The sequence below is a fragment of the Arthrobacter sp. AG367 genome, assembly GCF_007828995.1.
In the GTDB taxonomy this organism is placed as follows: Bacteria; Actinomycetota; Actinomycetes; order Actinomycetales; family Micrococcaceae; genus Arthrobacter.
Genome location: NZ_VIVE01000001.1, coordinates 87,150 through 111,969, shown reverse-complemented (window position 1 = coordinate 111,969; position 24,820 = coordinate 87,150). Strand labels below are relative to the sequence as shown.

Here is a 24,820-nt window from a genome sequence, read left to right as displayed (position 1 = left end):
GACACTGGACACAAGCGCTCCACAAACGCAGCGCCAAGGTGGAGCATGGATAGGTGGTTCGCTAAGGTGAACCACGGTAGTCACAAATGCAAGAGAGTTGCCCTGCTGACATAATCACGGCAGTGCAAGTTCCAAGACCAGATGATGCGCGCAGAACGCGTCATCGTTCACGCGAGGGAGCGTTTTAGTGGCCGATCAGGCAACTGCGCAAGAATTCGACATCCTGGTACTCGGTGGCGGCAGCGGCGGATACGCTGCGGCGCTGCGTGCGGTACAGCTCGGCCTCACCGTCGGCCTCGTGGAGAAGGGCAAGCTGGGCGGCACCTGCCTCCACAACGGCTGCATTCCCACCAAGGCCCTGCTGCACTCCGCAGAGCTGGCCGACCACGCCCGTGACTCCGCCAAGTACGGCGTGAACGTCACCCTGGACGGCATCGACATCAACGCCGTCAACGCGTACAAGGACGGCATCATCGCCGGCAAGTTCAAGGGACTGCAGGGACTCATCAAGTCCAAGGGCATCACCGTCATCGAGGGTGAAGGCAAACTGCAGGGCACCGACACCGTCGTGGTGAACGGCACCGCGTACAAGGGCAAGAACATCGTCCTGGCCACCGGTTCCTACTCGCGCACCCTTCCCGGCCTGGAAATCGGCGGCAAGGTCATCACCTCCGACCAGGCCTTGACCATGGACTTCATCCCCAAGAGCGCCATCATCCTGGGCGGCGGCGTCATCGGCGTCGAGTTCGCCTCGGTCTGGAAGTCGTTCGGCGTGGACGTCACCATCGTCGAAGGCCTGCCCTCCCTCGTTCCCAACGAGGACGCAACGATCGTCAAGAACTTCGAGCGCGCCTTCAAGAAGCGCGGCATCAAGTTCTCCACCGGCGTCTTCTTCCAGGGCGTTGAGCAGAATGACGACGGCGTCAAGGTCACCCTGGTGGACGGCAAGACCTTCGAAGCCGACCTGCTGCTGGTCGCCGTCGGCCGCGGCCCCGTCACCGCCAACCTGGGCTACGAGGAAGCCGGCGTCACCATCGACCGCGGCTTCGTCATCACCAACGAGCGCCTGCACACCGGCGTGGGCAACATCTACGCCGTAGGCGACATCGTCCCCGGCGTGCAGCTGGCCCACCGCGGCTACCAGCAGGGCATTTTTGTGGCCGAGGAAATTGCCGGCCTGAAGCCCGTGGTGGTCGAGGACATCAACATCCCCAAGGTCACCTACTCCGACCCCGAAATCGCCACCGTTGGTTACACCGAAAAGGCTGCCAAGGAAAAGTTCGGCGAAGACCAGGTGCAGACCCAGGAATACAACCTGGCCGGCAACGGCAAGAGCTCCATCCTGGGTACCTCCGGCCTGGTCAAGCTGGTCCGCCAGAAGGACGGCCCCGTTGTGGGCGTCCACATGATCGGCGCACGCATGGGCGAGCAGGTTGGCGAGGCCCAGCTGATCGTGAACTGGGAAGCCTACCCGGAGGACGTGGCCCAGCTGGTGCACGCCCACCCCACCCAGAACGAAGCCCTAGGCGAAGCGCACCTGGCACTGGCCGGCAAGCCGCTGCACGGCTAGTTTTCCGCAGCATTACCAGGCCCGGTGCACCCGGTCGTCCAGACCGGGTGCACTAGGCTTCCAACAAGGCAGCAATCATTCGCACTAAAGATCAATAAGGAGAACGGGGACGACATGTCTGAATCCGTTAACTTGCCCGCCCTCGGTGAGAGTGTCACCGAAGGAACCGTCACCCGCTGGCTCAAGCAGGTAGGTGACCGGGTAGAGGTGGACGAGCCGCTGCTCGAAGTCTCCACCGACAAAGTAGACACTGAAATCCCCTCTCCTGTAGCTGGCGTGATTGAAGAAATCCTGGTCGCTGAAGACGAGACCGCCGAGGTAGGCGCACCCCTGGTACGCATCGGTGACGGCTCTGGCGGCGGTTCCGCCCCAGCCGGGGAAGCTCCCGCTGCGGCACCGGCCCAGGAAGCTCCCGCTCCTGCGGAGGCACCTTCCACCGAGGCACCCGCTCCTGAAGCCCCGGCCCAGGAAACTTCCGCACCGGAGGCACCGGCCGCAGGCGGCGGCGAAAGCCATGAAGTAACCCTCCCCGCACTGGGCGAAAGCGTCACCGAAGGCACTGTCACCCGCTGGCTCAAGGCCGTTGGCGACCAGGTGGAGGTCGACGAGCCCCTGCTGGAAGTCTCCACGGACAAGGTGGACACCGAGATCCCGTCCCCGGTTGCCGGCACGCTGCAGGAAATCCGGGTCAATGAGGACGAGACCGCTGAAGTCGGTTCCGTGCTGGCCGTCATCGGCTCCGGCGCTGCCGCTGCTCCGGCTCCCCAGGCTGCACCGGCCCCCGCCGAGGCTCCCCGGCAGGAAGCCCCCCGGCAGGAAGCTCCGGCTGCCGCCCCGGCCCCCGCTGCTCCGGCACCCGCCCAGGAAGCGCCCAAGGCAGCCCCCGCTCCCGCTGCAGCCCCTGCAGCCCCTGCAGCCCAGGAGGCCGCACCGGCCAACGGGTCCGAATCCGGCTACGTCACTCCCCTGGTCCGCAAGCTGGCCAACCAGCACGGGGTGGACATCACTTCACTGTCCGGCACCGGCGTCGGCGGCCGCATCCGCAAGCAGGATGTCATCGCCGCCGCTGAAGCCAAGGCGGCTCCCGCTGCCGCACCGGCCGCAACCCCTGCCGCATCCGCACCGGCTGCATCGGCTGGAGCTGCCTCCTCGCTTCGCGGCACCACCCAGAAGGCTCCCCGCATCCGCCAGGTCATTGCCCGGCGCATGCGCGAGTCCCTGGAGATCTCCACCCAGCTCACCCAGGTCCACGAGGTGGACATGACCAAGGTCGCCAAGCTGCGCGCCAGGGCCAAGAACTCTTTCCAGGCCCAGAACGGCACCAAGCTGACGTTCCTGCCCTTCATCGCCAAGGCCGTGGCCGAGGCCCTCAAGCAGCACCCCAAGCTCAACGCTGCCTACGACGAGGACAAGCAGGAAATCACCTACCACAACGCCGAACACCTGGCGATCGCCGTCGACACTGACAAGGGCCTGCTGGTTCCGGTCATCGCAGACGCCGGCAACCTGAACCTTGCCGGCCTCGCCGGCAAGATCGCCGACGTTGCCTCCCGCACCCGCGACGGCAAGATCGGCCCGGACGAACTGTCCGGCGGCACGTTCAGCATCACCAACATCGGCTCGGTGGGCGCGCTGTTCGACACCCCGATCATCAACCAGCCGCAGGTGGGCATCCTGGGCACCGGCGCCATCGTCAAGCGGCCCGTCGTGGTTGCTGACGAAAACGGCGACGACTCGATCGCCATCCGCTCCATGATGTACCTGTCCCTGACGTACGACCACCGCCTGGTGGACGGTGCCGACGCCGGCCGGTTCCTTCAGACCCTGAAGGCACGCCTCGAAGAAGGCGCTTTCGAAGCGGACCTGGGGCTCTAGCCTCCGCAGCAATACAACGACGGCGGTGCCGGCATGGGGTGGGAAACCTCCCGCAGCCGGCACCGCCGTCGCGGTTTAACCAACGCAGCCGCCTGAGCCCGGAGCCCCCGTGCGCGTGGCTTTGCTACGGGCCGTAGAACTGACTGGCTAAGCTGGAGCCATGAATATTCTCTTCAACATCCTGGTTTTCCTGCACGTGGTGGGAGCCGCCATGATCGTGGGCTACTGGATCGCCACGATGCGGACGCCCACCGTGCACCCCCGCCAGCGTGACGGCGCCTTCCTGCAACTGCTGACCGGCATCGCCATGATGGGCATCCTGCCGTTCCTGCCGGACAAGGATCCCAACTACGCCAAGCTGGGCATCAAGTTCGTCATCGCCGTCGTGGTCGCCGTCCTGGCTGTCATTGGGACACGCAAGGCCAAGAACGGCCAGCCCGTCTCCACCGGGCTCGCCCATGGCGTGGGCGGGCTGGCCCTGGTCAACATCGCCATCGCCACCATCTGGCAGTAACCGCTCCACCCCGGGGACCCCGGTCATAATCCTCTGAGAGCGGACAATCCGTGCACCGGAGGTGCCTCTTCCCTAGGATGGAAAACGGTGGGTCCGGCCGCGGGTGCCGGGCCCGGATCGAATCGACGCTGAGGAGAGACATGGCTACAACACGCAACGCCCACACGGTATGGACCGGAAGCCTTACCGAGGGCTCTGGCAACACCACCCTGGACAGCTCCGGCCTGGGCACCTTCGATGTCACCTGGAAGGCGCGCACGGAGGCTGCCGGCGGAAAGACCAGCCCCGAGGAGCTGATCGCTGCAGCCCACTCCGCCTGCTTCTCCATGGCCTTCAGCCACGAACTCAGCCAGGCGGGATTCACGCCGGAGGAGGTCAACACCAGGTCCGAGGTTGGCTTCCAGCCCGGCACCGGCATCACCGGCAGCCACCTGACCCTGGAGGCCCGCATCCCCGGCATCTCGCAGGAAGACTTCCAGCGCATTGCCGAAGCCGCCAAGAAGGGTTGCCCCGTGTCCCAGGCCCTGGCCGGCATCGAGATCACCCTGGACGCCACCCTGCAGTCCTAGGCGACGCCGGTCTTGAGCGCATGATCTGAGCGCTACAGTCTGCACAACGCAAACGCCCTGCCTTCCGGGCAATCCCGGAGAGGCAGGGCCTTTGCTGTTGCCGGGGAAGGCTAGCTCTCCTGCCGGCGGGCGGGCAGCGGAGCGGGCTTCAACCGGCGGTAGCCGGAACGCGCCGGCGGCCGGTCGGTGGGCAGTTCCTGGATCATTTCCTTCAGCGCCCCAATGCCGTACTCCAATTGGGGATCGCGCCCCGCGGCGTAGGCGTGCGGCGGGAAGGTCACTTCGATGTCCGGATCAACGCCGTAGTTCTCCACGCTCCACCCCACGCCGCCGCTGAACCAGTTGGCATAGCGGGGCTGGGTGACGCCGGTGCCGTCCGCCAGCGCGAACCGGTTGTCGATGCCCACCACACCGCCCCACGTACGTGTTCCGATGACCGGGCCGATGCCACGCAGCTTCGAGACCTGGGTGATGATGTCGCCGTCGGACCCGGCAAACTCGTCCGCGAGGATGATCACGGGCCCCCTGGGTGCGTGGTGGGGGTAGGTCCGCGGCTTTTCCCCGCGCGGCATGCTCCATCCGGTGACCTTGCGGCCTATCAGTTCCGCGACGAGCTGCGATGTGTGTCCCCCACGGTTGCGGCGGACATCGACGATCAGGCCGTCAAGTGCTGTTTCCGTATCGAGGTCGCGGTGCAGCTGTGCCCAGCCGTTGGCCATCATGTCCGGGATATGCAGGTAGCCAAAGGTTCCGTTGGACGCTTCCCGGACGGTGCGCCGGTTGCCGGCAACCCATTCCTGGTAGCGCAGCCGCTCCTCATCCTTGATGGGCACGACGGCGACCCGGCGCTGGGTGCCTTGGGCACCGCCGTGCCCCGGGCCGTTGAGGAGGGTCAGCTCCACGGCACGGCCGGCCGCTCCCACCAACTGCATGGCCGGGGTGACGGCTCCGGACAACGGGACGCCGTCAATGGCCAGCAGGATGTCTCCCGCCTTGGCCCCAACCCCGGGCCTGGTCAGCGGGGAGATGGCAAGCGGGTCGGAGGACTCGCCGGCCAGGATGCGGCTGATTTCCCAGCCGTGGGCGGTGTGCGCCAGGTCTGCGCCCAGCCTGCCCTGTCCCCGGCTGCCGCGTTCGGTAACCGGAGCGGGGCGCACGTATGCGTGCGATGTCCCCAGCTCGCCGTGCAGTTCCCACAGCAGGTCCACCAGGTCATCGTGGGAGCCCAGCCGCCCGACCAGGGGCCGGTAGCGGGCGTGGATGGATTCCCAGTCCTGCCCCGCCATGTCCTCGGTCCAGAAAAAGTCCCGCTGCAGGCGCCAGGCTTCATCGAACGCCTGTCCCCAGACGCTGAGCGGGTCCATCAGGACGCGGATGCGGCCCAGGTCCACTTTGACTGCCTTGCCGGAGTCCTCGTCCGCCTTGGCGTCAGAAGGCACCACGGTGACCTGTTTGTCGGAAACCAGTACCACCTTGCTGCGGTCGCCGGAGAGCCGGTAGCTGTCCACGGCGTCCACCAGGGTGGTCTGCCTGCGCCGTCCGATGTCGTACCGGACCAGGCTGGGGCTGGCGTCCTTGTCCTCCTGGCTGGCCTTTCCGTCGCCGGTCACGCCGGCCAGGGCTGAGTCGAGCCAGAGGAGGGCGCCGTCAACGGCCTTCAGCGAGCTGTAGTTGCCCTGCGGCACGGGAACGCTGATGACGCGGTGCGCCAGGCCCTCCGCGTCCACGTGCACGGCAGGCACGGCATCATCCCGTGCTTCGGCGCCGGCTGTGGCATCCGCGTCCGTTGTGGTTTCCGGCCCGGCGCCCGCGGGATCAACGGAAGGGCCAAAGGGCGACGGCGTCTCCGCGGCGAGTGCCACGAGGTACGGCTTGATGGGGCTGGGGAAGGAGAGGTCGAACGAATGTCCGTCGTACACGGGATCGAAGCTGCGGTTGGACAGGAAGGCGAGGAACTTTCCGTCCGGGGTGAAGGCGGGCGAGGCGTCGCGGAAGCGTCCGTCGGTCACGTCCACCGGTTCGGCATCGAGCTGGTCAACGGTGGCCAGGCGCAGCCGGCTGCGCGAGCCAAAGGACGTGACCGGTTCAGACCAGGCCAGCCAGCGGGAGTCCGCCGACCATGCCAGCTCGGAGATGCTGCCTTCGCCAATGCTGGCCACCCGCGAGAGATCTCCGCTGCGGGTGTCCAGGACGTGCACGTCGCCAAACGAGGTACCCAGGGCAACCCAGCGGCCGTCGGGGCTTGCTTCCAGCGAACTGGCGCGTGACGGCGTGGGGACGGTGATGCCTGGTTCTGCCGCGGGTTCCTGGGCGTCGGCCGCGGGGGCCGGGGCCTGCGGTGCAACATCTGCCTGCTGTTCGTCGTCCGCGGGCACGTGGACGGCCCCTCCGGACAGCACTGCCGCGCCGGACGCGGGAACAGGCTGCGGCAGGCTGACCGTTTCCGGCCCTGCCGCGCCGTCCTGTGCCGTATCGGCGGGAGCGGGATTTTCAGAATCGGGAGTTTCAGAAATTGCGCCGGCCTTGCCGCCGCTTGCCGGCGCGTGCCCGGCGCCGTGCGGTACTGGAGCGGCAATGTCCTTGATATGCAGTGCCTCCACGCCGTCGTGGTCCGCGATGTAGGCGATGCGGCCATCCCCCAAGGGCCGGGGAAGCCGGGCCCGCACTCCCGGGGTGGCCTCGATGATGCGGGACGGCCCGTCCTTGTGCCGCAGCCAGTGGATGGTTCCGTGCGACTCCACCGCGCTGGCGGCCCCCGCCGCATCCGGCGCCACCGCGCCCAGGTGCTTGACGGCATCGAGGAGGGCGGGACGCCTGGTCTGCGATGCCGAGCCAAGGGTGATGTCCAGCTTTACAGCCTCCGAGCCAAGATCATTCAGGACCCAGAGTTCGCCGGCTGATTCGAAAATGACGCGCTTGCCGTCCGAGGCGGCGTGCCGGACGTAAAAGTCCTGGTGGTCGGTGTGGCGCCGCAGGTCCTGTCCGTTGGGAAGGACCGAGTACAGGTTGCCGTAGCCTTCGTGGTCGGACAGGAAGGCAATCCGGCCGTCCACCCACAGGGGATCGGTGAGGTTGCCGTCAACGTCCGGCAGCAGCCGCTCGAACTCCCCGTTGCCGTCGCGGTCGATCCACAGTTTTCCCGCCGTCCCGCCACGGTACCGCTTCCACCAGGCCGGTTCGCGGGACAGCACGCTGGCCAGCACCACGGGACGTTCGTCGCCCACCTCGGGGCCAAATGCAACGGATTCCACCGGCCCGTAGGGGAGCTCCTGCGCCCAGCCGCCCTCCAAAGGGACACTGTATGCGTGGGTGTGCCGGCTTTCGGCCTGGCGGAAGGCGCTGGTGACCACCACCGAACCGCCGGCAGTGAATCCCTTGACCTTCGTGGTGCTGTGGCCAAAGTAGGTGAGCTGGCGGTACCCGCCGCCGTCGACCCGTGCCGACACAACTTCCGGCGCCGTTCCCTGCACAACCGTCCAGACCAGGCGCTTGCCGTCCGGGGTGAAACGCGGGTTGCGGGCAGGAAGCTGGAGCGACGAGACGCGCCACGCGCGGCCGCCGTCCAGGGGCGCAATCCACACGTCGTCCTCGGCCACGAAAGTGACCAGATCGCCGTGCAAATGCGGGAAACGGAAGTAGCTCGAAGAGGTCATCGTTCGATCATAGTCAACCCCTCCCCTGCGCCGCGGGAGGTACACAGCCCTTGCTGCCGTGGTGAGATGGACCATGCATATCGTCATGGCCGGCGCCTCCGGGCTCATCGGCAGCTCCATGTCCGCAGCCTTCCGCAGTGCCGGCCATTCGGTGGTGTCCCTGGTCCGCCGGCCGCCTGCCGGTGCCACCGAAATCCGCTGGGATCCGGCGGCCGGTGTCCTGGACCCCGGCGTCCTTGCCGGGGCAGACGCCGTCGTCAACCTCGCAGGTGCCGGAATCGGCGACAGACCCTGGACGCGGAAGCGGGTGGCGGAGCTGTTCAGTTCCCGGCTGGGGCCCACCAGGACACTGGTGCAGGCCATGGCACAGCTGGATGCCCCGCCGGCAACCTTCATCAGCCAGTCGGCGTCCGGCTTCTACGGCGACGCCGGCAATACTGTCCTGCGTGAAGACGCACCCGCCGGTTCCGGGACTTTGGCGCAGATCTGCGTTGAGTGGGAGCAGGCTGCGCTGATGGCGCCGGCAGGGGTACGCGTGGTGACGCCCCGCACCGGGGTGGTGTTCAGCCGTTCCGGTGGCGCGCTGGGAAAGCTGCTTCCACTGCTGCGCCTGGGAGTTGGTGGTCCGTTCGGCAACGGCCGCCAGTTCTGGCCCTGGGTAACGCTTCCGGACGTTACGGCCGCCTTCCTCTTCCTCCTCGAAACACCGGTCTCCGGCGCGGTGAATGTGAACGCGCCGGAGCAGGCGAACGTCAACACGATCGTCGCGGCGCTGGCCCACGCCCTGCACCGGCCCGCCATACTCAGGGTCCCGGCCCCCGTGCTGCGCACGGTGATGCCGGGCCTCGGCGAGGAATTGCTGCTGCACAGCCAGCGGATGGAACCGGCAGTCCTGTCCTCGGCCGGATTCCAATGGCAGCACGGGCGCCTGGAAGACGCCGCCCGCTGGGTGGCCGGCCAGGACCCCGCCGCCTAGCCCGGCCCTTCCCCGGACGCGCGGACCGCCAGAATGTCGCTGACCCGCCATTGGCCGTCCACGAACACCAGGACCAGCCGAAGCCGCCGTTCCGGGCTGGGAGCCCCCGCTGCCAGCACAGCACCCGCCGCATCGAGTGTTTGGTACCCGGAGGTGGCCGATGTCACCGCCAGCACCGCCCGGTCCGGGGTCCCGCCGTCTTCGGCCGCCACCCCGGACAGCGTGCTGGTAAATCCGGCGAGGCGGTGCCCGGAAGGGTGGAGTTGGCCGGCGATGCGCTCGTCGGCGGCAGCTGCAGGTGACCCGGCGGCGTTCACGTCCCCCAGCAGCTCCAACCTGCCTGCTCTGAAGGCATAATCCCGCAGTGCCGCCAGCCCCTGCACGGCAACCACGGGATCAGTAGCCCTTGCCCGCTGCCGGGCCTCGTCAACGGAACCAACCGCTTCCGTCCCGCCGGCAACAGTCCCGGATGCGGCTGCGGACACCGGCGGCCGACCGGCTGCGGGACCATCCGGCCCCGCCCCTTGGCCCGCCCCCTGGCCGGCGGCCGCGGACAACCACCATATTCCGGCTGCCAACGCAGCAACTACCGGCATGACTGCACTCACCACCACCCGAGTGCCCCGGCCGGCAACAGTCCCATCCGCGTGCCTTCCGCGCGGCGCAGGCGCCGCGTTTGACGGCGGCAGGGCGCTTGACTGCGGCAGGGCGGTGTTCGGCGCCGGCACCGGCCGCGCTGGCCAGCGCCAGGTTTCCATCCGGCGGCGCATGCCCTGGAGTTTCATGCGAAGGCTGCCGCCCTTGGACGGACCGGGAACGTGCCGCCGTGTCAGCAGCTCTGGCAGGACGGTGGGATGGACGGCATCGGAGAGGTCCACCGGCTGGGGTTCGGCGCTGCGGTAAACGGCCGCGGCCAGCGACACCGCGTCAGGGCGCAGCCTCCGGTCCTCGTTCAGTCCTGCTTCCAGGGCAGCCGCCAGATCCTTGGGGACACCTGGAACCAGGAGGGACAACGGCGGACGATCGGCAGTGCGGCCGGGCGCCTCACCCGTGAGGCAGAACCAGCCCAGGGCCGCCGCGGAGAACACATCGCGTCCTGGCTGGAGGCCGGCGCGGACGGCGTCCACGGGGGAAGGATCCAGGAATCCGCCAGTTCCAAAGGTCGCCGCGCTGCCCGGGTCGCCGAGCATCCTGGCGACGCCGAGGTCAGAGAGCATGGGCTTGCCCTGCCCGGTGAACAGCACGTTCCCGGGCGAGACATCCGAGTGCGTGAAGCCTTTTCCATGCAGGTAGCCCAGGGCCTGGAAGATGGGAGTCAGGACGGTAACCGTCTCGCCTACGGTGAGCCTGCCACGGGCAGACACCAACTGGGCCAGCGAGCCGCCGGCGGCATAATCCATGGTCAAGGCCGTACCGCCGCCGGGCCCTGCCACCCGGACCACGTCGTGCGCCGTGATGAGGTGCTGGTGGTCCAGGACCGACAGGATCCGGATCTCCCGCCGCACATCCTCTTCGCTGACGGCCGTGCTGCCCAGGGACCGGCGGCCTGCGCCGCGGAAGCATTTCAGCGCGGAATCCCTGCCGGTCCTTTGTTCCCTGGCCAGCCACACGTCGGCACTGCCGCCCCGGCCCAGCAACCTGCCGACGTCATAACCGGGAACCTCCGGCGCCTGTGCATCGTCCATACTGCATGTCTAGTCGAGTTTCGGCCCTGCTGCAGAAGTTATCCACAGGCGTGCCCGCCGCGGTCACAAAGCGGGGCGCCGGTGAGCTTGGACACTAAACCGGGCCGGTGCGGCTGCGGGGTCTAAGCTGGATGCCATGACTCTTGAGTTTTCACAGCTGGGTCTTGCCCCTGACTTCGTTGACTACATGGAAGGCTGGGATGCCCAGCGCGAACTCCATGACAAGGTTGTCTCCGGAGCTGCACCCAGCACAGTCCTGCTTCTGGAGCACGCCGCCGTCTACACGGCCGGCAAGCTGACCGAGGACCATGAGCGGCCGTTTGACGGTACGCCGGTGGTTGCGGTGGACCGTGGCGGCAAACTCACCTGGCACGGGCCGGGCCAGCTGATTGCCTACCCCATCCTGAAGCTTAGGAACCGCGCAGGCATCCGGGATTACGTGGAGCGGCTGGAAGACATCATGATCACGGTCATGGCGGACTATGCCATCAAGGCCGAACGCATCAAGGGCCGGGCCGGCGTGTGGATCAAGGCTGACGCCAAGGGCCCCGACCGCAAGATCGCCGCGATCGGCATCCGGGTCCTGAACGGCGTCACCATGCACGGCATTGCCATCAACTGCAGCAACGACCTGGCACCCTACGGCCAGATCATCGCCTGCGGCATCACCGACGCCGGCGTGACCACCATGTCCCTGGAAACAGGCCGGGACATTCGGCCCGCGGATATCGTGGACCGGTTCGTGGAGGAATTCCACAAGCATGAAGAAGCATTGGTTTCGAGCCCTGAAGGAGCTCTACTGTGACATTGGCACCTGAAGGCCGGAAGATGCTGCGGATTGAGCAGCGCAACGCTGCGGTCCCGGTGGAACGCAAACCGGAGTGGATCAAGGCCAAGGTCCAGATGGGCCCGGAATTCGTCGGCCTGAAGAACCTGGTGAAAAAGGAAGGCCTGCACACCGTCTGCGAAGAGGCCGGCTGCCCCAACATCTTCGAATGCTGGGAAGACAAGGAAGCCACCTTCCTGATCGGCGGCTCCGAATGCACCCGCCGCTGCGACTTCTGCCAGATCGACACCGGCAAACCCTCACCCCTGGACCGGTTCGAACCCACCAAGGTGGCCCGCTCCGTCCAATCCATGCAGCTGCGCTACGCCACCGTCACCGGCGTGGCCCGCGACGACCTGGAAGACGAAGGCGTCTGGCTCTACGCCGAAACCGTCCGCAAAATCCACGAACTGAACCCCGGCACCGGCGTGGAACTGCTCATCCCGGACTTCTCCGGCAAACCCGAGCACATCAAGGCCATCTGCGACTCCGCCCCCGAGGTCTTCGCGCACAACGTCGAAACCGTGCCCCGGATCTTCAAGCGGATCCGCCCCGCGTTCCGCTACGACCGCTCCCTGGACGTCATCACCCAGGGCCGGAACCTGGGCATGGTCACCAAGTCCAACCTCATCCTGGGCATGGGCGAAACCCGCGAAGAAATCAGCGAAGCACTCCGCGACCTCCACGCCGCCGGCTGCGACCTGATCACCATCACCCAGTACCTGCGCCCCTCCGAACGGCACCTGCCCGTGGACCGCTGGGTCAAACCCCAGGAATTCGTTGACCTCCAGCACGAAGCCCAGGAAATCGGCTTCCTCGGCGTCATGTCCGGCCCCCTGGTCCGCTCCTCCTACCGCGCCGGCCGGCTCTGGGCCACCGCCATGCGCAAAAAAGGCCGCGACATCCCCGCTGAACTCGCCCACATCGCCGACGGCATCCAGGACTCCGGCACCACCCGCCAGGAAGCCGCCACCCTCCTGGCAGCCCATTCCTGACCTCCTGCCATGAACTGGCCAAGGGCCGGACGCCGGAAGATTCCAGCGTCCGGCCCTTGGCTTTTGTCACGTAGAATTGAGGCACTATGGCGAAATCCCCTGACTCCAGCAACTCCACCCCGTCTGGCTCAAGCGCGGTGAAGCGCGGCCTCTTCACGCGCAAGCCGAAGGAAGCAAAGGCCAAGAAGCCCAGCAGGCTTAAGCAGATCGGCGAGGTCTTCACCATGACCCGCCGCCACGACCCCATGGTTCCGTGGCTGATGCTGCTGGCGTTCCTGGGCGTTGTGGCGGTGAGCTTCCTGGTGGGCTTCTGGCTGGACAACTGGATTACCGGCCTGATCATCGGCATTCCGCTGGGCCTGCTGGCGGCCACCTTCATCCTGTCCCGCCGCGCCGAACGCGCCGCCTTTGCACAGATCGAAAACCAGCCCGGCGCCTCCGGCGCTGCCCTGGGCACGCTCCGCCGTGGCTGGATCACCGAGGAACAGCCCGTGGCGGTCAATCCGCGCACGCAGGATGCAGTGTTCCGCGCCGTGGGCCGGCCCGGCGTCGTCCTTGTCAGTGAAGGCCCCGCCCACCGCGTGAAGCCGCTGCTCGATGCTGAGCGCAAGCGCCTGGCGCGCATCCTGCCCAACGTTCCTGTGCACACCATCCAGACCGGGCACGGCGAAGGCCAGGTGCCGCTGAGCCAGGTGGCCAAGCACATGGGCAAGATGAAGAATGAACTGACCAAGCTGGAAGTCAGCACCGTGTCCAAGCGCATCGCCTCGATGGGTACCCGGCTTCCCATTCCCAAGGGCATCGATCCCTACAAGGCCCGTCCCAACCGGGGACGCTAGCTGGTGGGAACGCCCCGGTACCGGCACTGCCGGCCGGGGCGTTTTTTCTTGCGCCCCAACCGCTTGCCTGAACCGCTAGCCTAAACCGCCTGCGCGCCTTAACGGCGCACCCCTTCCCCCACTGCCGGACCCAGACATCCACCCATGACAGGACGTGACCATGAACCCCAGGACAACCGTGATCCGCGCCTTCCGTATCCTCGCAGTGGCCGAGGCCTGCAGTTGGGCCGCGCTCCTGGCCGGGATGTACTTCAAATGGATCGCCGGAACCACTGAGCTTGGCGTCCAGGTGGCGGGACCTGTGCACGGCGCGCTGTTTGTCGGCTATGGGGTTGCCGCGCTGATGCTGTGGCGGGTGCAGCGCTGGCCCTTCACGGTGGCTCTGCTGGCGGGCGTCTCCGCCGTCTTCCCGTTCGCCACCCTCCTTTTTGAGCGCTGGGCCGGACGGCGCGGTTTCCTCAGCGCCCCGGGGGCAGAAGCGCCTGCCGCTGAACTTGCGTCCAGCCGGGCGTAGGCGGACGCATCACTGACCGTGGACTCCTCTGATGCAGGACTGCAGGCACAGCCGTCAGCCAAGGGAGGGCCGTCCTCCCCACGCGCCCAGGGCCGTAAGCGAATGGTCGCGGTCCTCTCCCTCCTGGGGGCGACGCTGTTCTGGGCCGGCAACTATGTGGTGGGTGCGGGCGCCGTCCAAAGCATTGAACCCCTGAGCCTGGTTCTCCTGCGCTGGGCCATCGCACTGGTGCCGCTGCTGGTGATAGCCCGGCTTGTGGAGCGGCCAGACTGGCGGTCGGTCCTGGCCGCCTGGCCGTGGCTTCTCGCGCTCAGCGTGTGCGGGCTGCTCGGCTACAACCTCCTGCTGTATGTCGCCCTGCAGCACACCGATGCGTTCAACGCCTCGCTGATCAACGCCTTCAATCCCGCTCTCATCACGCTGGCTGCCGCCGTTTTCCTGCGCGAACGGCTGACACCGTTGTCGGTCGCCGGCGTCCTGATGGCCCTGGCCGGCGTCCTGATCGTGATCAGCGGAGGGGATGCCGGCAGGCTGCTCTCCGCCGGTTTCGGGACCGGCGAAGTTCTGATGGTGGGCGCCGTGGTTGTCTGGACGGCGTACACAGTCATCGGCCGCCGGGCCCCCAAAATCCCGCCGATCACGGCCACAGCTGTCCAGGCAGCGGCAGCGGTGGCCCTGCTGGCCCCGGTCCGCCTCCTGACAGGCGGACTGGCCCTTCCCGCAACCGGCAGCGCGCTGGCGTCCCTGCTGTTTATCGCCGTCTTCCCGTCGGTGCTGTCCTACCTGCTCTGGAACCGCGCCCTGACGGTCCTGCCCGCCGGTGGCGCAGGGGTGTTCCTCAACCTCATCACGGTCTTCACAGCAGTCCTCACCATCCTCGCCGGGCACGTCCATACAGCGGCGCAACTGGTGGGCGGCGCCATCGTGATCGGCGGCGTGGTCATCACCAACGCGCCGGCCTTCCGCCGGCAGCGCAAGGACCGGAAAGTGAACGGCTAAGGAAATCGGCGGACGCGCAGAAGGGGCACGCGGTGCTCAGCGGCGGATGAGGAGCGTGTTCATTGCCTTGTCGTGAAGGCCGCGCTGATCCGGATCGAAGATCACGGCGGGGATGACCAGGCAGAGCAGCACGGCCCTCACCAGGGCCGCGAGGGGTCCGGGGGTGCCGCCTCCCGGCTTCACCACGGCGATGCCCATGACCCGGTGCCCGATGCTGTATCCGAGTGTTCCCACCAGCAGGATCTGCTCAATCGCGAAGACCGCCAGGGTGGCCCAGGAGTCACCGGCAAAGGCAAAGTTGCTGATCAGCAGGGCGATCCCCCAGTCGATGCAGATTGCTGCGATCCTGCGGCCCGCCCGGGCAATGGAGCCCGGACCGGACTCCGGAAGGCCCAGCCGCTCCCCCGGATATTTGGAAATACCGGAGGTGTCCGGTCCGCTGAGCCAGGACCCAATGTCTTTGCGATCTACCACCGTCCAAGCTTACCGATCCCCGGCACGGCGGCGCGCCCACAGTGTGGATAGGACTCGACCACAGTGTGGACGGAAGATAGCGTGGTCATAGCAGGGCATTCTGTAACCTGCCCGAAACAAAGCGGACACGGACGGGAAATGCCGCATCCATAGTCTGTTAGCAGTTTCAAGCAATCCCCCGGCAGGTACGCAGCAGGGAAAACCCCGCGTTCTCCCTGCTTTTGGATTGCGCTGGATCATGTGGCTTGCATGCCAGATATTTACATATGCGTTAGGAGCATAGATGTTCAAGACTGCGGACGAAGTCCTCAAGTTCATCAAGGACGAAGATGTAAAGTTCGTCGATATCCGCTTCACCGATCTTCCGGGCGTCCAGCAGCACTTCAACGTCCCCGCCAAGAGTGTTGACGCTGATTTCTTCGTCAACGGCCAGCTCTTCGACGGTTCCTCCATCCGTGGCTTCCAGGGCATCGCCGAATCTGACATGCAGCTGATCCCGGACGTCACCACCGCGTTCCTGGACACCTTCCGCATGGAGAAGACCCTCGCGCTGAACTTCTCGATCGTCAACCCGCGCACCGGAGACCCGTACCACCGCGATCCCCGCGGCGTAGCCGAGAAGGCTGAGGCCTACCTGGCTTCCACCGGCATCGCCGACACCGCGTTCTTCGCCCCCGAAGCCGAGTTCTTCGTGTTCGACAATGTCCAGTACCAGTCCTCCCCGCAGGGCAGCTTCTACAAGATCGATTCCGAGGAAGCCCACTGGAACACCGGCCGCGAGGAAGAAGGCGGAAACCTCGGCTACAAGACCCCCGTCAAGGGCGGTTACTTCCCGGTCTCCCCCACCGACAAGCAGGCTGACCTTCGCGACGCCATGTGTGTTGCACTGGACGAAGCCGGCCTCGAGGTCGAGCGCAGCCACCACGAAGTTGGCTCCGCCGGCCAGGCTGAGATCAACTACAAGTTCACCACCCTGACCCACGCTGCTGATGACCTGCAGAAGTTCAAGTACGTCATCAAGAACACCGCAGACGCCTGGGGCAAGTCCGTAACCTTCATGCCCAAGCCGGTCTTCGGCGACAACGGATCCGGCATGCACTGCCACCAGTCGCTCTGGAACGGTGGCGAGCCGCTGTTCTACGACGAGAAGGGCTACGCCGGCCTGTCCGACACCGCCCGCTGGTACATCGGTGGCCTGCTCAAGCACGCCTCCGCCGTCCTGGCCTTCACCAACCCCACGGTGAACTCCTACCGCCGCCTCGTCAAGGGCTTCGAGGCTCCGGTCAACATGGTGTACTCCCAGGGCAACCGCTCTGCCGGTATCCGTATCCCCATCACCGGTTCCAACCCGAAGGCCAAGCGCATCGAGTTCCGCGCTCCGGACCCCTCCTCCAACCCGTACCTGGCGTTCGCTGCGCAGCTGATGGCCGGCATTGACGGCATCCGCAACCGCATCGAGCCGCCGGCTCCGATCGACAAGGACCTCTACGAGCTCCCTGCCGAGGAAGCCAAGGACATCCCCAAGGCTCCGGGCACCCTGGAGGAAGCACTGGAGGCCCTGCGCGAGGACAACGAGTTCCTGCAGGCCGGTGGCGTCTTCACCCAGGACCTGATTGACACCTGGATCGAGTACAAGTACGAAAACGAGATCCGCCCGCTGTCCCTGCGCCCGAACCCCTACGAGTTCGAGCTCTACTACGGCGTCTAGTTCCAGCCCTGCCCAGCAGGAATCCTGAACAGTAAAAGGCGGCCACCGGTGATGAACCGGTGGCCGCCTTTTGCGTTGCCCGTTCCTTCAGTGGCACGGGCGGCAGCTGTTAGGTGGGGGCCCGGCTCCAGACGTGCTGAGACCGGGAGCCGGCCCCCCTGACGAATGCCCCCCGGAACGAAGACTGTCCAGCCTTCCCCCCAACAAGGTTGGAGAACACCGCCAATCCACATGATCGGGCAAACGCTTGCTAAGCGCAATGCCGGTATGGAGAGTTACGCCGGTACCGTTGCCGAAAAGCTGCGGAACATGGTTCGTTGGGGCCCTGCCGGCCCGCCGGTATACGGTCCCGAGTCGACGAAGCCGGCGCGGCGGTAGGCGGACAGGCCCGCAGGGTTTTCCTGGTTGACGGACAGTACGACGCCGGACTCGCCAGTTTGGTGCCGCGCGGTGAGCTTGCGTCCGGCCTCCACAGCGGCGGCGGCAGCGAGCGTGCCCAGGCCCCTGCCTTGGTGGGGCCGGTCGATGAGGAACCCGCGCAGCAGCCATGCTGAGTGGTCGTCAGGCCAGCCTGCAAGCGTTGCCGCCCCGGACTGCAGGGTCAACAGGCCGACGGCGCTGCCTCCGGCCTCGACCACGTACGGCCGTCGTGATTCTTCCGCCAGTCCCGCAAGGGCCATCCGCAGCGGGTCGCCGACGAAGCGGTCCTGGCCCGACACCAGCGACATTTCCGCGATGGCGCCCAACTGGATGGCGCGGGCGTCCGAATCAAGGTCCCGCAGCGGGACCAGCCAGACCCACGGCGCTGGTTCAGTGCCCATAGAAGAGGCGTTCAAAGACTGCCCTGGCCCGGCGGCTCACCCTCAGGTAGTCCTCCTCCAGCGCGGCGGCGCGGCCCGGTTCATAGCCGCACCAGCGGGCCACAGCTTCGAGATCGCGGCGCGAGGAGGGCAGGACGTCCGAGGCCTTGCCGCTCCAGATGACATTGGCTGACCGGATACGGCTGGCAAGCCGCCAGGCCTCGGCGAGGAGCCGGGCATCGGCGCCGTCCAACAGGCCCAGTTCCGCCGCGGCTGCCAGGGCCTCCAGGGTGGAGGTGGTCCGGAGCTCCGGATGCTTCCCGGCGTGCTGGAGCTGCAGCAGCTGCACCAGCCACTCGACGTCGCTGAGGCCGCCGCGGCCCAGTTTGAGGTGGCGTGCGGGGTCGGCGCCGCGCGGCAGCCGTTCGGACTCCACCCGCGCCTTGACGCGCCTGATTTCGCGCACGTCCTGCTCCGAGACGGACTCCGGGTACCGGATGGGGTCGATGAGCCTGATGAAGTCAGCGGCCAGGGCGTCGTCGCCGGCCATGGGGCGTGCCCGCAGCAGGGCCTGCGCTTCCCAGATCAGGGACCAGCGGCGGTAGTACTCGGCGAACGAGTCCAGGGAGCGCACCATGGCCCCGTTCTTGCCCTCGGGCCTGAGGTCGGCGTCCATCTGCAGGACACGTTCCGCCATGATGGCAGGCTTCAGCGGCTGCGTGAGCAGGCTGGATACCTTGGCAACGATGCGGGCGGCCTGTTCCTGCGCCTCCGCTTCGGAGAAGCCCGGCAGTGCGCGGTGGACGTACATGACGTCGGCGTCGGACCCGTAGCCGATCTCGCGGCCGCCCTGGCGGCCCATGGCCACCACCAGCACCGTGGTCTTGAGCGGGCCGCCGGCGGAGACAATGCCTTCTGCCACCCGCAGGGCACCCAGGACGGCGGCGCGGTCCGTGTCGGCCAACGCCCCGCCTACCCGTTCCTGGTCCAGGAGGCCGGCGGAATCAGCGATGGCGATGCGCAGGATTTCGCGCCGCCGGATCAGGCGGATCAGGCGCATGGCGCTTTCCGGGTCCGCGTGCCGTGCCATCTTCGCGGTGATTTCCTGCCACTGGGCCTCGAAGCCCAGCGGCACCAGGTCCTTGTCCTGTCCCAGCCAGGCGACGGATTCCGGCGAAACTTCCAGGAGGTCTGCGATCAGCCGCGAATTGGAGAGCATGTGGCACAGGCGCTCGGCCGCGGCGTTGGAGTCCCGGAGCATGCCCAGGTACCAGTGCGTGGTGCCCAGGGCCTCGCTGACGCGGCGGAAGGCAAGAAGGCCGGCATCCGGGTCCACGCCTTCCGCGAGCCAGTCCAGCAGGATGGGCAGGAGCTGGCGCTGCAGGGCGGCCCGGCGGCTTACCCCGGCCGTCAACGCCTCAATGTGGCGCATTGCCCCCTGGGGGTCCCGGTAGCCGAGGGCAGCCAGCCGTCCCTGCGCTGCCTCGGGCGTGAGCCTGGCGTCCTCGCTGCTGAGCTTGGCCGCGGTGTTCAGCAGCGGCCGGTAGAAGATGCGCTCGTGCAGTTCACGGACGGAACGCTTGGTGCGCTGCCATGCGGACAGCAGGGAGTCCGGGCTGGGCCGCTCGTTGGAGAAGGGGCCCAGCACGGCTTTGGCCAGTGAGCGCAGCGCAGGCTCCGCCACGGGCATCAGGTGGGTGCGGCGCAGCTGGAACAGCTGGATCCGGTGTTCCAGCAGCCGGAGGTAGCGGTAGGCGTTGTCGAAGGCGGCAGCGTCGGAACGGCCGATGTACCCTCCGGCTGACAGCGCGGCGATCGCGGAGGTGGTGTCCCGCCGTCGTAATGTCTCATCCGCCTTGCCGTGCACCAGCTGGAGCAGCTGGACGGTGAATTCGACGTCACGCAGGCCGCCCCGCCCCAGCTTGATCTGGCGCTGCTCCTCGGCGGCCGGGATGTGCTCGGTGACCCGGCGGCGCATCGCCTGGACGGACTCGACAAAGCCCTCGCGGCCGGCCGAGCTCCAGATCAGCGGCGCCACGGCGTCCTCGTAGGCGCGGCCCAGGGCGGCATCACCGGCGATGGCACGGGCTTTGAGGAGCGCCTGGAATTCCCAGCTTTCCGCCCACCTGGCGTAGTACGTCTCGTGGGAGGCGAGGGTGCGGACCAGCGGCCCCGATTTGCCTTCGGGCCGCAGGTTCGCGTCCACCTCCCAAAGTCCCGGCTCCCTGGCCACTGATGAAATGGCCCGCGAGATCCCGCTCGCCAGTGCCGTGCCGATGGTATTGGCGTGGGCGTCCTCCAGGCTGCCGGCGTCCACCACGTAGATGACGTCGACGTCGGAGATGTAGTTCAGCTCCCGGGCGCCGCACTTGCCCATACCGATCACCGCAAGGCCGACGTCGGCCACATCGGCAGCGCTGTGCTGCTCCGCGGCCTCGGCCCGGGAGACGGCGAGGGCAGCCTCGATGGCGGCAGCAGCAAGGTCCGCCAGTTCACCGCCCACCGATGGCAGGAAGTCCAGCGGATCCGCGGCGCACAGGTCCTTGACGGCGAGATCGACAAGTCCCCGCCGGTAGGCGGTGCGCAGGGCGGCATAGGCGTCCACGCCGGTAACGGCGGCCACGGGACGGGCCGCCCGGGGGTCGGCCCCCACGGATTGCAGGAGCGTGGCGCGCAACAGCCCCGGGTTGGCCGGCAGTGGCTCGGGACTGGCGCGGACCTCGAAGGCCTCCAGGTGCTCGGGGTGCCGGATCAGGAACTCCCCCAAAGCCTCCGAGGCCCCCAGGACCCGGTACATCGGTTCGCTGGCCTCCGGCTCGGCGTCCGCCAGCTCCCGCAGCTGCGGGTGCTTTTCGATCAGCCGGACCAGGGACTGCAGCGCGGTATCCGGACTGGCCGCAAGGTGCAGCCCGGCAAAGAGCCTGTCCTGGTCCAGGCCCTCGAGTTCGCGCGCGGAAAGGAACCGTTCGCCCTTCTCCAGGTCGCTGAATCCGGCCGCGATCAGGCGGCGTGCCAGGCTCACGCCTGGCACCTAGAGGATGCCGAGGTTGCGCTGCAGCTCGTAGGGCGTCACCTGCAGCCGGTAATCCTGCCATTCGGCGCGCTTGTTGCGCAGGAAGTGCTCGTAGACCTGCTCGCCCAGGATCTGCGGCATCAGCTCCGAGTCCTCCATGGAGCGGATGGCGTCGTGCAGGCTTGCCGGCAGCGGATCGTGGCCCATGGCGCGGCGCTCGGCCGAGCTGAGCGACCAGACGTCGTCCTCAGCGGCTGCCGGCAGCTCGTAGCCTTCCTCAATGCCCTTCAGCCCTGCACCGAGCAGGACGGCATAGGCAAGGTAGGGGTTGGCCGCGGAATCGATGCCGCGGTACTCGATGCGGGCGGACTGGCCCTTGCCCGGCTTGTACAGCGGCACGCGGACCAGGGCGGAACGGTTGTTATGCCCCCAGCTCAGGTAGCTGGGAGCCTCGCCGCCGCCCCACAGGCGCTTGTAGGAGTTGACGAACTGGTTGGTGACTGCCGTGAACTCGGGGGCGTGCTTGAGGATGCCGGCAATGAACTGGCGGGCCGTCTTGGACAGCTGGAACTCGGCACCTGCCTCGAAGAACGCATTGCTGTCCCCCTCGAACAGCGAGAAGTGCGTATGCATTCCGGAACCGGGGTGGTCGGTGAACGGCTTGGGCATGAAGGTGGCGTAGGTTCCCTGCTGCAGGGCCACCTCCTTGATGACCGTGCGGAACGTCATGATGTTGTCCGCGGTCTGCAGTGCGTCGGCGTAGCGAAGGTCGATCTCGTTCTGGCCGGGACCGCCTTCGTGATGGCTGAACTCCACCGAGATTCCCACCGATTCCAGCATGGTGACGGCGGTGCGGCGGAAGTCCTGGGCCACGCCGCCGGGAACGTGGTCGAAGTAGCCGCCCTCATCCACCGGCACGGGTGCGCCGTCCGGACCCGGCTCCTGGGACTTGAGCAGGTAGAACTCGATCTCGGGATGCGTGTAGCAGGTGAAGCCCATGTCCGCGGCCTTGGCAAGGGTCCGCTTGAGGACGTTGCGCGGATCAGCGGTGGAGGGCTCGCCGTCGGGAGTCAGGATGTCGCAGAACATGCGTGAGGTCTGCTCCGTCTCGCCGCGCCACGGCAGGATCTGGAAGGTTGCCGGGTCCGGCTGCAGCAGCATGTCCGATTCGAAGACGCGCGCCAGGCCCTCAATGGAGGAACCGTCGAAGCCGAGGCCTTCCTCGAACGCTCCCTCGACTTCCGCCGGCGCCAGCGCCACGGACTTCAGCGAACCCACGACGTCGGTGAACCACAGCCGCACGAAACGTACGTCGCGCTCTTCGATCGTGCGCAGGACAAATTCTTGCTGGCGGTCCATGATGGCCTCTTCTCCGGTCAACGTTCATGCTCCGGGGCCCGCGCAAAGGGGAAAGCCGGCAGCAGTTCATCATCACTGTACTAATCATTCGGCGCCGATGCTTGAGCCTGCCCCGTGCGTAACACAGCATTAACCTGTTCGGCCGCCCAGGCCGCCCCCCGCCCGGGTCTCCAGCGCCCTTTGGCGCCCGTCCAAAGCGCCGCTATGACGCTAATCACCTTTGACCGGCGCCGCCCGCGGTAGCTAGGACGCCGGGTACCGCACTACGCTCATCCCATGGCCTCCAGCAACAGCTCCGACTCCAGCGCGTCCGCAGAAGTACCCGCACCTTACGGAAGCGGCCCGGGCACAGCGGCCGCGGCTGCGGCCCCGGCCCCGGCCCCGGCGGAACGGAAGCCGGCAAAGGTCCGCATCCACCACCTGCAGCAGGCCAAGAACGACGGCACCAAGTTCGCCATGCTTACCGCGTACGAGCAATACACGGCCGAGATCTTTGACGCAGCCGGCATCGAGGTGCTCCTGGTTGGCGATTCGGCGTCGAACAACGTGTTCGGCAACGAGACCAGCCTTCCGGTGACCGTGGACGAGCTGCTCCCCCTGTGCCGGGCCGTCGCCAGGACCGCCAAACGCGCCCTGGTGGTGGCGGACCTTCCGTTCGGCAGCTACGAGGTCAGCGCCGAACAGGCCGTGGCCGCCGGTGTCCGTTTCCTGAAGGAAGGGCTGGCCCACGCCGTGAAGATCGAGGGCGGGAAGTACTACGCTCCAACGGTCCGGGCCATGGTGCAGGCAGGCATTCCGGTCATGGCCCATATCGGCTTCACCCCCCAAAGCGAACACGCCCTGGGCGGGTACCGTGTCCAGGGCCGCGGCGACGATGCCCGGCGCCTGATTGACGACGCCGTCGCGCTGGCGGACGCCGGGGCATTCTGCGTGCTGATGGAGATGGTGCCTGCCGAAACAGCGGCGGCGGTCGACGCGGCAGTGAGCGTTCCCACGGTTGGCATCGGTGCCGGCAAGGCGACGACCGGCCAGGTGCTCGTGTGGCAGGACATGGCCGGCCTGCGGGGCGGCCGGATGGCCAAGTTCGTCAAGCAGTACGCGGACCTGCGCAGCACATTGCTCGACGCCGCCACCGCCTATGGCGAGGACGTCCGGTCAGGCCAGTTCCCCGGCCCGGAGCACTCGTTCTAAACCCGCCCGGGTAAGCCGGCTGCAGCGCGGCCGGACGCACCCAACGGGTCAGTCGTCGTCGCCCTTTTCCCAGGCCTCGTTGCGCGCTTTGACCTTTTCCAGGGCGTGTTCGGCTTCCGCCCGGGTCTGGTAGGGCCCAATGAGCTGGCTCCAGTCCGACATCCGGTCCTCTTCCACCTCGTGGGTCTTGATGTTGAACCAGTACTCAGTCATCGTTGCTCCTCGTTCCGGCGACAGGGAAAGCCCGGGGTGATCCACGTAACACAAACACTTACGCGTGCCCTCCGCCGCTTGTCGGTTGTTAGGCGTTCTGTGGTGCCTTATATGATCAATCTATGCCTTCCCTTGCCTCGACTGCACCCATTGGCACCCTGACCCCGGGTACCGTGAGTCCGCAGCGTCCCGTCCCGGCGTCCATCCCCCGTCCGGAGTATGTCGGCAAGCCCGCCCCGGCCAAGTTCACCGGTTCCGAGGTCAAATCCGCGGAGACCATCGAGAAGATCCGGATTGCCAGCAGGATCGCGGCCCAGGCCATCGTTGAAGTGGGCAGGCACATCCAGCCGGGCGTCACCACGGACGAGCTGGACAAGGTGGGCCACGAGTTCCTGCTGGACCACAACGCCTACCCGTCCACGCTCGGTTACCGCGGATTCCCCAAATCGCTCTGCTCGTCCTTGAACGAGGTCATTTGCCATGGCATTCCGGACAGCACGGTGGTCCAGGACGGCGACATCCTGAACATCGACATCACTGCCTACATCAACGGCGTCCACGGCGACACCAACTTCACCTTCCTGGTGGGGGACGTTGACGAGGAATCACGGCTGCTGGTGGAGCGCACCAGGGAGTCGCTGAACCGCGCCATCAAGGCCGTGGCGCCCGGACGCGAGATCAACGTCATTGGCCGTGCCATCCAGTCCTACGCCAAGCGGTTCGGCTACGGCGTGGTGCGCGACTTCACCGGCCACGGGGTTGGCGAGGCATTCCACACCGGGCTGATCATTCCGCACTATGATGCCGCGCCTGCGTACAACACGGTGATCGAGGCCGGCATGGTGTTCACCATCGAACCGATGCTCACCCTGGGCACCGTGGAGTGGGACATGTGGAGCGACGACTGGACCGTGGTCACCCGGGACCGTCGGCGCACCGCACAGTTCGAGCACACCCTGCTGGTCACCGAGACCGGCGCCGAAATCCTCACCCTCCCGTAACCCGGCCATGCCCGCACGGGCATGCTGCCGGCGCAGACCGGACACC

At 67.0% G+C, this 24,820-nt stretch carries 20 protein-coding genes; 13 read left to right on the top strand and 7 right to left on the bottom strand.

What is annotated here, in order from left to right; all coding sequences use genetic code 11:
• Positions 1 to 187: 187 nt before the first annotated feature.
• From lpdA to FB478_RS00475, 4 genes are all read left to right on the top strand, one after another.
• The gene (lpdA, locus tag FB478_RS00490; protein WP_018769672.1) at positions 188 to 1,570 is read left to right on the top strand and encodes a dihydrolipoyl dehydrogenase; all 1,383 of its coding nucleotides are present in this window, start codon (positions 188 to 190) and stop codon (positions 1,568 to 1,570) included.
• Positions 1,571 to 1,684: 114 nt separating this feature from the next.
• On the top strand, positions 1,685 to 3,445 hold the full coding sequence (sucB, locus tag FB478_RS00485; RefSeq protein ID WP_144599617.1) for a 2-oxoglutarate dehydrogenase, E2 component, dihydrolipoamide succinyltransferase: 1,761 nt from the start codon (positions 1,685 to 1,687) through the stop codon (positions 3,443 to 3,445).
• A 160-nt stretch (positions 3,446 to 3,605) separates the two neighbouring features.
• Positions 3,606 to 3,959 carry a hypothetical protein gene (locus tag FB478_RS00480; RefSeq protein WP_134164385.1) on the top strand — a complete coding sequence of 118 codons (354 nt, stop codon included), beginning with the start codon at positions 3,606 to 3,608 and terminating at the stop codon, positions 3,957 to 3,959.
• 140 nt (positions 3,960 to 4,099) lie between these two features.
• A complete protein-coding gene (locus FB478_RS00475; protein ID WP_018769669.1) occupies positions 4,100 to 4,528 on the top strand; it encodes an OsmC family protein in 429 nt (142 codons plus the stop codon).
• 110 nt (positions 4,529 to 4,638) lie between these two features.
• Here FB478_RS00475 and FB478_RS00470 read toward each other — a convergent pair whose 3' ends face one another.
• Positions 4,639 to 8,181, bottom strand: coding sequence for a S41 family peptidase (locus FB478_RS00470; protein WP_134164386.1), 3,543 nt, complete (start codon positions 8,179 to 8,181; stop codon positions 4,639 to 4,641).
• Positions 8,182 to 8,254: 73 nt separating this feature from the next.
• On the opposite strand from FB478_RS00470, the gene FB478_RS00465 reads away from it, so the two are divergent.
• Complete coding sequence (locus FB478_RS00465) at positions 8,255 to 9,157, top strand: TIGR01777 family oxidoreductase (RefSeq protein WP_018769667.1); 903 nt, start codon at positions 8,255 to 8,257, stop codon at positions 9,155 to 9,157.
• On the opposite strand, the gene FB478_RS00460 is transcribed toward FB478_RS00465, so the two are convergent.
• Positions 9,154 to 10,842 (bottom strand): serine/threonine-protein kinase, encoded by a 1,689-nt coding sequence (locus tag FB478_RS00460; RefSeq protein ID WP_144599615.1) that lies wholly within the window; start codon positions 10,840 to 10,842, stop codon positions 9,154 to 9,156. The genes FB478_RS00465 and FB478_RS00460 overlap by 4 nt on opposite strands.
• Before the next feature lie 127 nt (positions 10,843 to 10,969).
• On the opposite strand from FB478_RS00460, the gene lipB reads away from it, so the two are divergent.
• The 5 genes from lipB (at position 10,970) to FB478_RS00435 (ending at position 15,015) form a co-directional block, all read left to right on the top strand.
• Entirely contained in the window at positions 10,970 to 11,647 is a 678-nt protein-coding gene (gene lipB, locus FB478_RS00455) for a lipoyl(octanoyl) transferase LipB (RefSeq protein WP_261377353.1), read from the top strand.
• Positions 11,644 to 12,663: a lipoyl synthase gene (lipA, locus tag FB478_RS00450; RefSeq protein WP_134164389.1), complete on the top strand. Its 1,020-nt coding sequence runs from the start codon at positions 11,644 to 11,646 to the stop codon at positions 12,661 to 12,663. The genes lipB and lipA overlap by 4 nt, the downstream gene beginning before the upstream one ends.
• A gap of 86 nt (positions 12,664 to 12,749) precedes the next feature.
• Positions 12,750 to 13,502, top strand: coding sequence for a DUF4191 domain-containing protein (locus FB478_RS00445; protein WP_018771547.1), 753 nt, complete (start codon positions 12,750 to 12,752; stop codon positions 13,500 to 13,502).
• Positions 13,503 to 13,662: 160 nt separating this feature from the next.
• On the top strand, positions 13,663 to 14,016 hold the full coding sequence (locus FB478_RS00440; RefSeq protein ID WP_144599611.1) for a DUF3817 domain-containing protein: 354 nt from the start codon (positions 13,663 to 13,665) through the stop codon (positions 14,014 to 14,016).
• 102 nt (positions 14,017 to 14,118) lie between these two features.
• Positions 14,119 to 15,015, top strand: coding sequence for a DMT family transporter (locus FB478_RS00435; protein ID WP_144599609.1), 897 nt, complete (start codon positions 14,119 to 14,121; stop codon positions 15,013 to 15,015).
• A 36-nt stretch (positions 15,016 to 15,051) separates the two neighbouring features.
• On the opposite strand, the gene FB478_RS00430 is transcribed toward FB478_RS00435, so the two are convergent.
• The gene (locus tag FB478_RS00430; protein WP_018771544.1) at positions 15,052 to 15,489 is read right to left on the bottom strand and encodes an RDD family protein; all 438 of its coding nucleotides are present in this window, start codon (positions 15,487 to 15,489) and stop codon (positions 15,052 to 15,054) included.
• Positions 15,490 to 15,772: 283 nt separating this feature from the next.
• Here FB478_RS00430 and glnA (FB478_RS00425) point away from each other — a divergent pair, with 283 nt between their 5' ends.
• A complete protein-coding gene (glnA, locus tag FB478_RS00425) occupies positions 15,773 to 17,197 on the top strand; it encodes a type I glutamate--ammonia ligase (protein WP_018763577.1) in 1,425 nt (474 codons plus the stop codon).
• A gap of 275 nt (positions 17,198 to 17,472) precedes the next feature.
• Here the strand turns inward: glnA (FB478_RS00425) and FB478_RS00420 are convergent, their stop codons facing one another.
• The 3 genes from FB478_RS00420 to glnA (FB478_RS00410) are packed head-to-tail and all read right to left on the bottom strand — an operon-like array spanning position 17,473 to position 22,369.
• Complete coding sequence (locus FB478_RS00420) at positions 17,473 to 18,018, bottom strand: GNAT family N-acetyltransferase (protein ID WP_056389795.1); 546 nt, start codon at positions 18,016 to 18,018, stop codon at positions 17,473 to 17,475.
• Positions 18,008 to 21,019, bottom strand: coding sequence for a bifunctional [glutamine synthetase] adenylyltransferase/[glutamine synthetase]-adenylyl-L-tyrosine phosphorylase (locus FB478_RS00415; protein WP_018771541.1), 3,012 nt, complete (start codon positions 21,017 to 21,019; stop codon positions 18,008 to 18,010). The genes FB478_RS00420 and FB478_RS00415 overlap by 11 nt, the downstream gene beginning before the upstream one ends.
• Before the next feature lie 9 nt (positions 21,020 to 21,028).
• Positions 21,029 to 22,369 (bottom strand): type I glutamate--ammonia ligase, encoded by a 1,341-nt coding sequence (glnA, locus tag FB478_RS00410; RefSeq protein ID WP_026266112.1) that lies wholly within the window; start codon positions 22,367 to 22,369, stop codon positions 21,029 to 21,031.
• A gap of 276 nt (positions 22,370 to 22,645) precedes the next feature.
• Between glnA (FB478_RS00410) and panB the strand changes: the two genes are divergently transcribed.
• Positions 22,646 to 23,560, top strand: a complete 915-nt coding sequence (gene panB, locus FB478_RS00405) for a 3-methyl-2-oxobutanoate hydroxymethyltransferase (protein ID WP_056389792.1) — start codon at positions 22,646 to 22,648, stop codon at positions 23,558 to 23,560.
• A 48-nt stretch (positions 23,561 to 23,608) separates the two neighbouring features.
• Here panB and FB478_RS00400 read toward each other — a convergent pair whose 3' ends face one another.
• On the bottom strand, positions 23,609 to 23,773 hold the full coding sequence (locus tag FB478_RS00400) for a hypothetical protein (protein WP_018771538.1): 165 nt from the start codon (positions 23,771 to 23,773) through the stop codon (positions 23,609 to 23,611).
• Between the two features lie 122 nt (positions 23,774 to 23,895).
• On the opposite strand from FB478_RS00400, the gene map reads away from it, so the two are divergent.
• The gene (map, locus tag FB478_RS00395; RefSeq protein ID WP_018771537.1) at positions 23,896 to 24,774 is read left to right on the top strand and encodes a type I methionyl aminopeptidase; all 879 of its coding nucleotides are present in this window, start codon (positions 23,896 to 23,898) and stop codon (positions 24,772 to 24,774) included.
• The last annotated feature ends 46 nt before the right edge of the window (positions 24,775 to 24,820 follow it).

Excerpts from the sequence above, each read along its gene's own strand:
- sucB (WP_144599617.1), top strand. The coding sequence starts at position 1,685 with ATGTCTGAATCCGTTAACTTGCCCGCCCTCGGTGAGAGTGTCACCGAA.
- FB478_RS00480 (WP_134164385.1), top strand. The coding sequence starts at position 3,606 with ATGAATATTCTCTTCAACATCCTGGTTTTCCTGCACGTGGTGGGAGCC.
- FB478_RS00475 (WP_018769669.1), top strand. The coding sequence starts at position 4,100 with ATGGCTACAACACGCAACGCCCACACGGTATGGACCGGAAGCCTTACC.
- FB478_RS00470 (WP_134164386.1), bottom strand. The coding sequence starts at position 8,181 with ATGACCTCTTCGAGCTACTTCCGTTTCCCGCATTTGCACGGCGATCTG.
- FB478_RS00465 (WP_018769667.1), top strand. The coding sequence starts at position 8,255 with ATGCATATCGTCATGGCCGGCGCCTCCGGGCTCATCGGCAGCTCCATG.
- FB478_RS00460 (WP_144599615.1), bottom strand. The coding sequence starts at position 10,842 with ATGGACGATGCACAGGCGCCGGAGGTTCCCGGTTATGACGTCGGCAGG.
- FB478_RS00445 (WP_018771547.1), top strand. The coding sequence starts at position 12,750 with ATGGCGAAATCCCCTGACTCCAGCAACTCCACCCCGTCTGGCTCAAGC.
- FB478_RS00440 (WP_144599611.1), top strand. The coding sequence starts at position 13,663 with ATGAACCCCAGGACAACCGTGATCCGCGCCTTCCGTATCCTCGCAGTG.
- FB478_RS00435 (WP_144599609.1), top strand. The coding sequence starts at position 14,119 with ATGGTCGCGGTCCTCTCCCTCCTGGGGGCGACGCTGTTCTGGGCCGGC.
- glnA (WP_018763577.1), top strand. The coding sequence starts at position 15,773 with ATGTTCAAGACTGCGGACGAAGTCCTCAAGTTCATCAAGGACGAAGAT.
- FB478_RS00420 (WP_056389795.1), bottom strand. The coding sequence starts at position 18,018 with ATGGGCACTGAACCAGCGCCGTGGGTCTGGCTGGTCCCGCTGCGGGAC.
- glnA (WP_026266112.1), bottom strand. The coding sequence starts at position 22,369 with ATGGACCGCCAGCAAGAATTTGTCCTGCGCACGATCGAAGAGCGCGAC.
- panB (WP_056389792.1), top strand. The coding sequence starts at position 22,646 with ATGGCCTCCAGCAACAGCTCCGACTCCAGCGCGTCCGCAGAAGTACCC.
- FB478_RS00400 (WP_018771538.1), bottom strand. The coding sequence starts at position 23,773 with ATGACTGAGTACTGGTTCAACATCAAGACCCACGAGGTGGAAGAGGAC.
- map (WP_018771537.1), top strand. The coding sequence starts at position 23,896 with ATGCCTTCCCTTGCCTCGACTGCACCCATTGGCACCCTGACCCCGGGT.